This is a genomic window from Pedobacter segetis (genome assembly GCF_016623585.1).
In the GTDB taxonomy this organism is placed as follows: Bacteria; Bacteroidota; Bacteroidia; order Sphingobacteriales; family Sphingobacteriaceae; genus Pseudopedobacter; species Pseudopedobacter segetis.
Genome location: NZ_JAEHFY010000015.1, coordinates 1 through 12828, shown reverse-complemented (window position 1 = coordinate 12828; position 12828 = coordinate 1). Strand labels below are relative to the sequence as shown.

The 12828-nt window shown below is 33.4% G+C and carries 11 protein-coding genes; 1 reads left to right on the top strand and 10 read right to left on the bottom strand.

Annotated elements, in window-relative coordinates; translation table 11 throughout:
- Nucleotides 1-43 precede the first annotated feature (43 nt).
- The 3 genes from I5M32_RS11455 to I5M32_RS11445 form a co-directional block, all read right to left on the bottom strand.
- Nucleotides 44-679, bottom strand: a complete 636-nt coding sequence (locus I5M32_RS11455; protein WP_200586404.1) for a hypothetical protein — start codon at nt 677-679, stop codon at nt 44-46.
- Between the two features lie 150 nt (nt 680-829).
- Nucleotides 830-3376: a glycoside hydrolase family 2 protein gene (locus I5M32_RS11450; protein ID WP_200586402.1), complete on the bottom strand. Its 2547-nt coding sequence runs from the start codon at nt 3374-3376 to the stop codon at nt 830-832.
- 20 nt (nt 3377-3396) lie between these two features.
- Nucleotides 3397-5679 (bottom strand): FAD-dependent oxidoreductase, encoded by a 2283-nt coding sequence (locus I5M32_RS11445; protein ID WP_200586400.1) that lies wholly within the window; start codon nt 5677-5679, stop codon nt 3397-3399.
- 383 nt (nt 5680-6062) lie between these two features.
- On the opposite strand from I5M32_RS11445, the gene I5M32_RS11440 reads away from it, so the two are divergent.
- Nucleotides 6063-6701 (top strand): DUF6266 family protein, encoded by a 639-nt coding sequence (locus tag I5M32_RS11440; RefSeq protein ID WP_200586398.1) that lies wholly within the window; start codon nt 6063-6065, stop codon nt 6699-6701.
- A 189-nt stretch (nt 6702-6890) separates the two neighbouring features.
- Here the strand turns inward: I5M32_RS11440 and I5M32_RS11435 are convergent, their stop codons facing one another.
- The 7 genes from I5M32_RS11435 to I5M32_RS11405 form a co-directional block, all read right to left on the bottom strand.
- Nucleotides 6891-7811 (bottom strand): M23 family metallopeptidase, encoded by a 921-nt coding sequence (locus I5M32_RS11435; RefSeq protein ID WP_200586396.1) that lies wholly within the window; start codon nt 7809-7811, stop codon nt 6891-6893.
- Between the two features lie 384 nt (nt 7812-8195).
- Entirely contained in the window at nt 8196-8681 is a 486-nt protein-coding gene (locus tag I5M32_RS11430; protein ID WP_200586392.1) for a hypothetical protein, read from the bottom strand.
- Nucleotides 8682-8781: 100 nt separating this feature from the next.
- Nucleotides 8782-9267, bottom strand: a complete 486-nt coding sequence (locus I5M32_RS11425; protein WP_200586391.1) for a hypothetical protein — start codon at nt 9265-9267, stop codon at nt 8782-8784.
- Between the two features lie 11 nt (nt 9268-9278).
- The gene (locus I5M32_RS11420) at nt 9279-10355 is read right to left on the bottom strand and encodes a hypothetical protein (protein WP_200586390.1); all 1077 of its coding nucleotides are present in this window, start codon (nt 10353-10355) and stop codon (nt 9279-9281) included.
- A complete protein-coding gene (locus I5M32_RS16870) occupies nt 10355-10720 on the bottom strand; it encodes a T9SS type A sorting domain-containing protein (RefSeq protein ID WP_262895600.1) in 366 nt (121 codons plus the stop codon). Before I5M32_RS16870 ends, I5M32_RS11420 begins: the two co-directional genes overlap by 1 nt.
- A 23-nt stretch (nt 10721-10743) precedes the next feature.
- A complete protein-coding gene (locus I5M32_RS11410) occupies nt 10744-11676 on the bottom strand; it encodes a hypothetical protein (RefSeq protein ID WP_200586386.1) in 933 nt (310 codons plus the stop codon).
- A gap of 11 nt (nt 11677-11687) precedes the next feature.
- The gene (locus tag I5M32_RS11405) at nt 11688-12608 is read right to left on the bottom strand and encodes a hypothetical protein (protein WP_200586384.1); all 921 of its coding nucleotides are present in this window, start codon (nt 12606-12608) and stop codon (nt 11688-11690) included.
- Between the last annotated feature and the right edge of the window lie 220 nt (nt 12609-12828).

Genomic DNA, 12828 nt, shown 5'->3' with positions numbered 1-12828 from the left:
TTTTTAATTGGTTTATAATTTGGTTTTTTTAAAGCGATAGGAATTATTTAAAACTTCCTAGAATACTTATGGATGGCACATCGTACTGGGAGCCAAAATAAAAGTCGTTATAGGCTTCTTTAGTAGCACCCCAAGGAACTATCCTGAAGTAAACTGTTTTACCCTGACCTATATTTTGAAGATCTTTTACTGTAGATAGATCAACAGCTCCTAACAATAAATCAGATTGCTTTTCTGGCCTATCCATCTTTAGGGTAGTGATATCTTTATAAGTATTGCCATCAAATGAATATTGAAGTAATAAGTGATTTGGACCTACGGAAAAGATTCTTATTTTAAGAGGCTTAATCTCTTTTAGCGATAGTGATTTAGAAGAGTTACTGGTAATTGAAAAAGTTATATATTTATTGTTTAAAATTGCTTCTTCAGGCCCTGTTTGGCTAAGAGAAAACCCTTTAGCACCCCAATAATTTTTCAATTTTTCCATACCCATGGTTAAGCCTGAACCTTTGGTAATACCGCCAGATGATAAATCTGAACTTATAGAAGTTGGGGCAAATTTATCCGCCGCCCCGGCTGTTTGCCCATAAAAGTTCCACGAAATTACGGTAGTCGACTTCTGTGCAAAACAATACATTGTGCACATTAAAAATACGAATTGAATTAATACTTTTTTCATGATTTTTATTGATTTAATTAATTGGTTATTAGTTTATTAACTGTAATTTTTATTTATTTTTTTGGTTAAAAAAACAGCATAAGAACCTCTTTGATATAAAATATCTTTATATCGAATAAATCTTATTTTAAAGTTTACTAGTTATTTATGCTATAATGGTTTTATTTCAATTTCATTAGTCCAAGTACTTGCAAATCCCCATTGCATTAATCTTCTCAATCTAAAAAAATAGGTTTTATCACTATCTAAATTTGGAATTTGGAGTACACCGTGATTATCAAAAGTCAAACATTTAAAATAGTTGCCTTTTTGCGTACCATATTCCACTTCATATCTATAATCTAATGGGTCCGAAGAAAAAGATATAAAAAACCCATTTTTAACTGCTACCGCATCCCAGATTATAGGTGGCAGTTCGTCCTCATTTAATATAAAATTTGAAGAAACTGAGGCGTTACTTCCCTTGTTGTTATGGGCAACTACTTGAAACTGATAATTTATTTTACTTTTTAAGCCTTTTATTTCTATAAAATTATTTATGGTTGCCGAACTCTCATTCTCCAATTTACCATTACCATATTTTAGCGTGTAATAAGATGCTAAAGAACTAGGATCAAAAACAACTCTTACTGTATTTTCGCTGGTATTTACAGCTTTAATATGCACACTTTGGGGTTCTTTTAAATAAATGAGGGTATCAAACCTTGAAAAATTTTGTGCGTCTGATAATGAAAATTTAATAGCTGTTAATAAAGACGGATGATTTTTTATATTGAATTCAAATGTTTTGGATCCATCTCCAGGGTTTAATATAGGCAGCTTAATAACTGCACTATCAATAATTTTTTGATTATCAAGCGTTTGCACTGCAATTTTATAACCGCTTAATTGATAAGCTGGAAAATCAAGCTTTTTATTTATTTTTAAGTCTATTTGACCAAATATATAATCATTATGTTGTGTAGCAGTAAGGTTGGTGATGCTTAATGGTAGAAAAACTTTTTGGACCTCAAAATAGCTTCTTTTTTTCTGTAAAAAACTATTTACAACCCCCCAGGCTCTGTTTTGTGAAGGAGGAGTTTCCCATGATTTTTTTGGAGACCAGTAACTGCTCCTGTAATCATTAAACGTCCATAACGAAGCACCAATGATATAATCCTTACCTTTTAAACTGTCTAACATTTTGCCAAAATCTAAATGAGAATCATTTGGGTCTTCTGTATTTAAACTCTCTCCGAACTCAGAAAAAAATATGGGTTTATCAGGGAAATTATGGTGCGCTTTCTCGGCAGCCTTTGCCCAGTTCCCATAACTATTTAGCATGATTATATCACTATAGATTGCCGCATCATCAGGTTGCACCTGAGCAGAATTTGAAATATATACCGCTAAACGATTAGGATCTAATTTCTTTGCATTCTCTATCGCTGATTTAATATATTGATTGGCTAACGGGTTTTTATCTAACAAACCTATTTCGTTACCAACACTCCACCCTATAATGCTTGGATGGTTATACTCCTGATGAATTAATTTCTGCAACCAAATTTTTGGTATAGGGTTATCTGGATCTACCATAACATCTTTTCCCCATAAAGAAACCTCTTCAAATGTCATAATTCCCTTTTCATCCAAATAATCTAAAAATTCTTTAGGTAAGGATAAATGACTGATTCTGGCCATATTAGCGCCCGCCTCTTTCATCATATCTACCATTTTCTTAATATGTTCAAAGGGTAATGTATTTCCAGTGATGCGATCTTCTGGAACAAGGTTAAAACCCACAGGTCTGATTTCTTTTCCGTTAAGTTTTAATTTTAAGCCCTCTACTTCAATCTTTCTTATACCAAACTTATCTTCCTGCAAATGCAGTAATTTCTTGTTGTTATACACAGCTATTTTGGCCGTATAAAGATTTGGAAAATCAAAGCTCCATAAATGGGTATCTGCTTTGTTTAAATGAATGTTATGGGTTAAAAGCACACTGTCTGCACCTTTTAAAGTTATAGCTCTTTGCTGTCCCGAATAATAAATACGTTTGCTTTTATAAAACAGCTCTACAGCGTAGGATAAATCTATTTTATTTGACGAATAGTTTACGACTTCTGCATTGAGATTTACTATTGAACTTTGTTTTTTTAAGTCAGGCTTTGATGTAATTGATAGATTGTTGATTCTAGTCTGGTCAGTTATTTCTAACCAAACTGGTCTTCTTATACCTCCCCAGTTCCAGATTGCGCCTCTTTTAAAAACGTTGTTGACTTTCACAACAATTTCATTTTTTTGTCCGTATATAAGATAATTAGATAGGTCAAATTGAAATTGTAGAAAGCCAAAATGATTTTCCCCAATTTTATTCCCATTAAGCCAAACCTCTGCATCGTTATAAACAGATTGAAATATCAGTCTAACGTTTTTATTTCTCCATACATCTTTGACATCAAACTTTACACTATACCAAGCATCACCTTTATAATCAGCATATTCATTATGCAAGTCCCAATTTCCCGGTACTTCCATTGAATCCCAGCCCGCTTTATCAAAACTAGTTTTATACCATTGTTGTTCGTCTCCAGTTTTGTATAAATCTGTTCTAAATTTCCACATCCCGTTCAAAGAGATGGTATCTGCTATAGCGGCATAAACATTGCACTTTAACACTACAATTAATAAAAATATATTTAAAAATTTCCTCATATTTTGCTGATAAAAGATTTTTATGAATAAATTAAAATCTGATAAATCGCCGCAGGCACATTCCCTGAGGGTCTTTTTAGTTCTAATATTAACTCTTTAGTGTTTAATGGCTCACTTAATATTATTTTATTAATGGTTTGGTAATTATCTTCTTTTGTATAAACAGCAGTCGATTTACATTTTTTTAAGCTATAATCTCTAACACAGAACGGTAAAACATCCTCGGGATGACCATACAATGATGACTCTAAGGGATGATCAAAATCATTATCCAACATCAACACAATTTCATTTATAGTTACTTGATGTTCCCAATTCAATTTTATAGTCGGATTTTCATCATCTAAAGCAGAAACCCAAGCATTTGGTTTTTCATACGGGCGTAAGAATCCATTTTTTATATTCTGAATCTCAAAACAAGAAATAGAAGGACTAATTTTAAAAGCTAAGTTTTGACATCTGGGTCTTCTGTAAGGTGTCCAAAATTCAAAAGTATCTACCCCTATATCACTTGGTGGATCTTGGCGCCCAAAATTTGATACTGCTTTATTTGTTTTATTTAATACCGATAAAATACCCGTAACTTTAGTCTGGCTACATTTAACTTGCAGATCATTGTTTTTCATAAAACATAAGAATACATATTGATCTTCTTTTAAAACTTCCTTTAAAGAAATTTTAACGTTCCTTTTACCTTTATTTAAAAAAACAAGGTGTTCTTCAAGCATTACGTCTGGCGTATGATTTTGCATTTTACTGCTTGTCCTCAATTCGAAACGAAGTGTAGTATCATTGAGCACCTTAAATGGAAATTCTAAGGTATACAATTCACCTTTTTTAAATGGCAACATCTGTGCAGTAGAAAATTCAAGCTCTATCCATTCTCCGTCAGCAGGAAAACCTTCTAATGACAATGATGATGATGAATCTAGGGTTGCAGCGTTTAAAAGATTATCACTATCAGCTAACGGAACAAAAGGAATACTTTGACCTATTTTATTTAGCTCCAGTTGTAATTTTATAAGGTTTTCACCAGATGAGAAATCTCTAGGCTTTAAACTTGATTTTATGGCTAATGAAGCAGCAAGGCCTACCGCTTGCCCGCCCATAGCGCAGGTTGCCATTACACGCGTTGAACTAAAAGCGACATGAGAGACACTAATTATCCTACCTGCCAAAAATAAATTATCTATGTCTTTACTATAAAAACATCTGTAGGGAATCTGGTAAACCCCTTTAGAATGCCACTGAGTGCATCCATTTTTATCACTAAAGACCCCGTCTGCAGGATGTAAATCCATTGCCCAACCGCCAAATGCAACAGCGTCATCATGTCTTTTTTGTTCTACAATATCTTGTTGAACCAGTATATAATCTCCTTCAAAACGCCGACTTTCTCTTTTACCAGGTATAGTACCTACCCATTCTAAAGTCAGATTTTCTGCTTCTGGAAACTTACCGCTGTTTTTTACGTAATCCCATAATCCATAAATTACTTTCCAAAGTTCAAATTTAATATCTTCTGATTGATGGATAGTATCTAACCTACCGCCATATTCTACCCACCATAATCTACAGCCATATTCCGGTAATTTATAGTTACGAATTCTAGGCAAAGAACCCACGTCCTTTTTGGCATAACTTGGTGCAACATATTTAATTGGCGCTCCGGTATCTTTTGTATAGAAATAAATGGAATGACCGAGTAATTCCCCATAATCTTTTACATCTGGCGCAAATCCTTCTCCAAACTCTTGTTTGGTTTCTGCTCCCATTCTGAAAGATGCACCCGCTAAAAATGCAATCACACCGTCTCCCGAGGCGTCGCAAAACAAATTGGCATAGATATCATACATCGTAGAATTTTGGCTACAGAAAGCTTTTACATTACTAATATTTTTATCATCTGATTTGTTTACTTCAAATGCCGATGTATTTAGTAAGAGCTGAATATTTGCTTCTTCATAGATTTTTTCAAGTAAAATAGTATCAAATATTAGTGGATTACCCTCTCTATTACGATATAAATTTTCTACTAAAATTTCGTCGATGATTCCTCCTTCTCTTGCCCAACGGTTGTTGTTTCCCATATGGGAGGTAGCTCCTAATATCCATAATCTCACTTCACTAGATGCATTCCCTCCTAAAACCGGACGATCTTGTACCAAAACTACCCTAATGCCGGATCTTGCGGCAACTATGGCTGTACATACACCTGATATCCCCCCTCCCACAATTAAAAAATCTGTAACTATTTTCTGAGTTTTTAATGTTCTTTTTAAACTAAAATTTTCTTTCAACATATAATATAAGGCAAATTATAAATTACCATATTGGTATAAACAATGGACTTTTTAGGTTTCCTATATTGGTTTTATATCAAAAATAAAGGGTATTATTAAATCCTAAGCTTAAATAGCTATCGATTTTTATTGGGAATGTTCCCGTTTATTGGGAGTGCTCCCAATAAAAAGATGCCTTAGGAATATGGTAAGAACAGAAGTTAATTCACAGATTTCATCCTAAAGTTGTTTTTTTAATTTTATACAAACATTACAGGGACTTTACAGGGATAAAATAGGTATATTACCCTAATATTATTTGTTTAATATTCCCATAATCTACCTATTTTTAGTTATTTATTTACTAATTTATAATTTTATTATATTGTTTAAAATTTATAAAAATGGCAAAGTATCAATATGGTATAAATGGTCCTTTTTCTGGTAAGGTGGGGGCAGTAGTTGGGTGTACTTGGAAAGGAATTCCTTATATGCGTAGCCTTCCTAAAAAAAGAACCGGTAAAGTATCAGAAGCTGAGAAAGTTAACCGTAATAAGTTTGCCATGGCACAAGAATGGCTTAAACCTCTCACACCATTCTTAAGAGTTGGCTTTAAAGGTTATACAGAGCGTGTAGAAGGTTTTTTAGCAGCTAAATCCTATCTTTTGAAAAATGCAATCTTAATTGACGAAGGACAATTGACTATTGATCCTGAAAAAATGTTGGTCAGCTTTGGGTCTTTATTAGGACCTGAAAATGCAGAGATCAGCTTTCAAGAAGATGATACCATTAAATTCATTTGGAAAGCTTGTCCTGCCCATCACGTGAACGCACAAGATCAGACTTTGTTACTTATTTATTGTCGAGAAGCGAATGAATCGGTCTATCAAACTCATGGAGCATTTCGTAAAAATGGAATTGATGAGCTCCAGATCCCTGCAAATTTTAAAAATAAACATTTACTAATTTATATGGCTTTTGTATCCGCAAACCGTTTGAATCAGTCTAATAGTATTTTTCTAGGGAATATTTATTGGGGGTAATGATTTAATGCTCCTGCTGTTTGAAATATTAAGTGAAGCGCATCCCGAATTATTGATAAAAAGTTTGCAATCCAAATATAAAAAGATTGGGCCATAAGCTGATCACAGATCTTCGTAATTTAATTTGTATTATTTCATGTTAGTTAGCATAAAGCTTGCTTAAACAATGATTTCAGCGAAAGCTATTAATTATTTAAAAACCTTGAGTTCTTTTTTGTTCATTTCTTTTCTAATCATATCTGGCGTACTAAACGCTGTATATACTTCGTTTGGCTTTAGCACTAAATTGTTGTGATCCTGTGTAGCAAACTGTGGTGTTACGTAACCATACACGCTTTTATACGTTTTAAGGTTTTGGGTCTTTACGGTTTGAAGATCATTGGATACTAAATACATAATTGTTAATGACGACTTGTATGATGAGTTCCCTTTAGTATTTAATCCTAAAGAGTTCGCCGGGTAAACTGTTTGCCCGACTTTAACTAATATGCTTCCCTTTTTCAGATGACCATAGCGGGCAAATGTACCATCTGCATGTTCCACAATGATGCTATTTGTATTACTGGTAAATACTACATTAGATTCTTGATTTTCAAAGTCATTCTTGATTTCCACAACTAAACCTCTTCTGATGGCTGTAACGGTATCTTCCTTCTCTGTCAGGAAGAAATAGGATTTCCAGTCATCAGGTTTAGTATTTCCAAAATATTTGGCTTCTAAATTAATGGCTTCGTTCATCTTAACTTTTGTTCCATTTTTGTAAGGGAGTAAATACAGAAAATCGGATTGTATTTCGCAGTCTGTTTTACCCCTAACATATGTACAACTAAAAGAAAAACTAATGTCTTGGTTTGCATTATCTGGTTTTAAAGTATAAAATTTACCGGAGTAGCCACTAATAACTATTTCTGACCCTACTGGCGTAGCATTTTCTAAATTTTTAAAAGTAAGTAAGATGGTGAATGTGCCTGGATCTGCCTTATCAAAATTAAAGTCGATGGATTTATCTAAGTTTCTAGTAGTAGTGAATTTTATTAAGTTTTCTTGCGCTGTGGCTATTTTACAAATGGTGCATAAAAAGCACAAAGTTAAAAATTTGAGTGTTTTCATTTTTTATGGTTTATAACGCTTAAATTAAATATCGTAATGTGGATGACTTTTTTTTAATTTATTAGTTACAAATACAGACGGGAGCGCTCCCAATTTTCGGGAGCGCTCCCGTTAATAAATCATTTAATAAAAGGTAATAATAGTATATTGGAAATTTTACAAAGAAAGTTGAATTAAAAAAATAGAAAATCTCCAAAAATAAGCATGGTACAGACAAATATCGTCAGGATCATTGAACTTACATTTTTTACCAGTTTGGTATGATAATATTACAGATTAGGGATGCGCAAAAGCTAACATCCCGAATAGCGGGGGTATTGTATATGATGGCTCAATTAAATGAATTAAAATGCTTTAGAAATAATTTCAGCAACGGGTTTATCATTATTTATTAAAACTAAAATTTACTTTCCCTATATCTTTTACAATTTGCTTCCCAAAATATTCCTGCACTTCTGGTGTCCAGTTAGATTTATTCCTTATTGATAAGCTATCAACATATGAAGTTCGTAAAGGAGTTTGCCAGACGATTGTTATAATTATGGGGTCTTCTTTCTTTGTTATTTTTTTGTCTTTTTCGGTGTCATTATAAGGATATAAAGATATATGAGGGCTTTGATCTTTATGTCGAAACGTTACACCAGTTGTATAATGCACAATTGGAATAGCCAAGTCTTTAAGCAATACATTTAACTCCTTCCCTTTATAAAATTCTTTTCTGTTTAATATACTGTTCTGTACAAAGCTCAAAGTATCTCCTTTAAACTTTTCCAGCTTAATATATTTTTGCTGTTTGTTGTTAGATGACTGTTGCTTTAAAGTGCTACAGGCTGTTAAACTTAGCAACAGAATTATTAATAATTTATTCATGACCATTTCTTTTATAATTGAGCCATCTATTATTGACAAATGTTGGCTCAATTAAATGAATTAAAGCGCTTTAGAAAGTAATCATAGCAACTGGTTCTAATTACTTATTAAAACCAAAATTTACCTTCCCCACATCTTTTACTATTTGCTTCCCAAAGTATTCCTGAATTTCTGGTGTCCAATTTGGATACTTCCTTATTAAACTTATTACATCAGAAGTATTTAAAGGAGTTTGCCATACTACGGTTACAATAATGGGATCTTTCTTTTTAGCTATTTTTAAATCCTTCTCAGTATCGTTATAGAAATATAAAGAAATATCAGGGCTTTGATTTTTAGGTCTAAAGGATTGTCCCGTTGTATATCTTTTAATTGGTATTGCCAGATCTTTAAGCAATACATTTAACTCCTTCCCTTTATAAAATTCTTTTCTATTCAATATACTAGTTTGTATAAACTTTAAAGTATCTCCCTTAAATTTCTCCAGCTTAATATATTTTTGCTGTTTGGTGTTTGATGGCTGTTGTTTTAAAGTGCTACACGCACATATAGCCATACTAATGATAATAACAATGTATTTTTTCATGATTTTAACTATTAAGGACAATTTGATGTATTATAAATATTTTTTCCATTTGCATCTTTTGCATCCGTTCCATCAGGATTCTTCTTCTGGTCAGTATCAATCTTTTTAAATTCCTTTGAGTTTGGGTCTGCTTTTAATAGAGAAATACCAGATTCTTTTAAAACAAATGCCAAAGCCTTTTCATGAGCTTGATTTTCGGTGTTATTATTTTCAAGAAATGAATCTTTTATTTCTCTATATTTTGCTCCTAATGCAGTATTTACATCAAAATCATTAGTTCCTGCATCTGCAAAACCGGGATTGTTAGTCATAAATGCATTCATTTTAGATACATCATCTATATGCATGGCATACTTTGTACCATCTGCTGCAACAATGTATGAAGTTGAGTAATTAGCTGAATTATTGCGGAATACGTACATATTATACATATCTGTGGCTGATGGTGCCGATAGGCCATCGGCGGGATGTGTATGAACAATTACCTCTGTATCGCTTGTATAGACAATATTACCACCTGTACTTCCAGATTCTCTGACACATCCATCATTGTTGCAATAAATCTCAAGATCGCCATTCGAGTTTCTATACATATTAAAGTATTGTTCATTCTGATTGCTCCCAGGAGGCTCGAAGGCATCAAAATCCTCTACTTCATCATCTATACCATTATCATACTGCGATGTAACAGACACTCCCACAGCTTGATCTGCAGCATCACAAGGACTTTCAGGTTCTTCTGGTTGCTCATCACCTCCATTATCACCAGAACCGAAATTAATAGCATACCAGTTGAACACATCCTGTGAAGTGTCAAAGGTAAGACTTCCTGTCAACTGATTAAGTGCATCGTATATATCTACATTAAAATGATCGATATACGATGTAACCACAACTTCATTTAGCTGAATCACTATGGAAGTTATCCCCCCGTTTGGCAATGCATCCAGTTGGTTCGTAAATTCTGTCTCGTAATAGTCCTGGCTATATTCACTTCCATAGTCCTCCGCATAAACGCTGTTGCCAGACAGGCTTAAACCTAGTATAAACATACCCAGTAGCAATATTTTTTTTATGTGTTTCTCCATTACTGTTTGATTAAAACTGTAGATTTTGTCTGTTTGCCGTAAACCAGCGTGAGCACATAACTGCCAGGCTTTACCGATACGTTTATGTTCCGCCTTTGTGGCCCTGAGCTTACCTGTTCCCACTGCTCGGTATAAACCTGCCGGCCGCTCATATCCGCTAAACTTGCGGTTACATCTGCCTGCTGGGGCAAATTAAAACTGATGGTGAAGCTGTTGCTGAAAGGGTTGGGATAAAACCAGAAATTCCGATAAATTGTCCCACAAATTCGGGATGCGCAATTGCTAACATCCCGAATAGCAGGTAAATCTATTCCTGTCCGCTTCACTTTTACTGGATACAATTCGGGATGATCCAATGCTGACATCCGGAAAAGGAAATATAAAACCTTCACTTATTTTTTTTTATTTTAAGTTGGTATAAGGCAGATTGATAACTGCTTCCAACAATCCCATCTAGTATTCTTGGGACTGACTTTGTCGCAAAATATACTTCTGCAAGTATAGTTTTAAAAGTTCTTTGAAATTGCTGTTTGGTAGAATTATCACCGTAATTAACAATATTATATTCACCCTCTGCACAATCTGAAAAAACAATATGATCTGCTTGCAAATAACCAACCTTATCGTACATGAAATTCGTCGGTAAAGGAATTTTAATATTATTTATAAATGCCAACGGCTCTTCGTTAAGTTGCTTTAACTGATCATAACTTAAAGAATCATTAGCGTAAATTTGCCAAATTCCATATCCACCTTGCCGATAGTTTAAGATAGTAATTAATTTATCATCCTTAAGCACACGATAAGTTATTCCATTAGTATCTAGCTGATAATATTTCTTAATATTGGTTCCATTAACATATTCCACCACATTTGGGCTTAAATAATAAACAGGCAACTGTACCAGTTTACATTGTTTAAGCTTTTCTATATTGCCCAGCTTTCGTTCAATTATTTTTTTTTCTCTTTGATAATAAAACGAATTGGTCTTCAAACTTTCAATAAAAGAGGCAAGCACCCCATCTTTAACTGAGGTACCTTTTTGCATAAATCTTTTATACAAGGGATGATTATAATTGCCAGGACAACAAATATCATTAATATAATAAGGTTTAAAAAATGCTACTTTATTGGGATCCGGCCTGTATCCGAAATCATAGCCATCGGCTTTCAACAAGGTATCAAATGTAATACTGATGACCGAATCCATTTTGGGCACATTAACATAGCTTTGTCGCTTTGTTTCTTCAACGGCTTTTTTGCTTTTACAGGAGTAAAAGATAAAACCTATTGATAAGCATATTACTAATATTTTTCTCATATTTTAATTATTTAATAGGTGGTACAATTTGGGCCGTAGGCGGTATCCATAGTAGGTAAATCTATATCATGGCCTCCAGATACAGTTTGGTCATAAGTACGTACTACTTTTGGGAAATTTGAGATGCTACTTAAATCAATACTACTAGGCCCTTTTAATAAGGAATAATTTGTGGGACAATTAGTTAATGGTGGATGGGTATGAAAAAGTCCAACTGTCCAAATATAACCTATAAAGTTTGGACTAACATTACCAGTAGGTGACTGAATACCGGTTATTGAACTTAACTCAACAATATCACAATCTGATTGTGCTTGAAAGGATGTAGCTGTTGGAATACTACCATTAAAATTAACGATAAAGCCGTCTTCATATTTACCGGTACCTGCATTTGTCCTGCTTACAGTACTATTCCAAGCAGCATCCATATTACTCCCAAATTGGCTATTCAAATCACTCAAACAAAATTTAGAATTTGTACTTACCTCTTCTGATGTAATCTCCTTATCTTCTTGCCCGCATTTATAAGTAACTTTTACCCTAAACTTTATTGCCCCTAAAACCTTCATTTTATACTCCAAATTATTATTAACACAATTATTAGGATCTGATAATTCCCACCATTGATCACTATAATAAGCTTCATAAAAATATTTTAAATCACTAGGGCTACCCGTTTGCTGGATATTAGCAGTTAGTATAACACTACCACCAGGCACAATCTCTGAATCTATGCTACTTAGGGATACACTGAGGTTACAGGTCTCGTTATCATCATCATCGTTTGAAAAATTAATAAGATACCAATCATATAAAAGGTCTAAAGTAGGAAACAAGAGTGTTTGTGGCCCAGAAATATCAATGTATGTCAAATTGTAGCCACCATTAGCTTGGGCCGTAACTACTACTTCATTTAATGCTATACTTAACATACAATCACAATTAGGGTCATACGTAAAATCATCCCATATACTCGGTTGTTCACCTCCATAATCATCTGCATAAACGCTGGTTACTAGACAAGCTTAAACCAAGTATAAACATACCTAGTAGCAATATTTTTTTTATATGTTTTTCCATTATTGTTTGATTAAAATTAGTGACTTAATCTGTTTACCATTTACCAGTGTTAATACATAAGTACCAGACTTT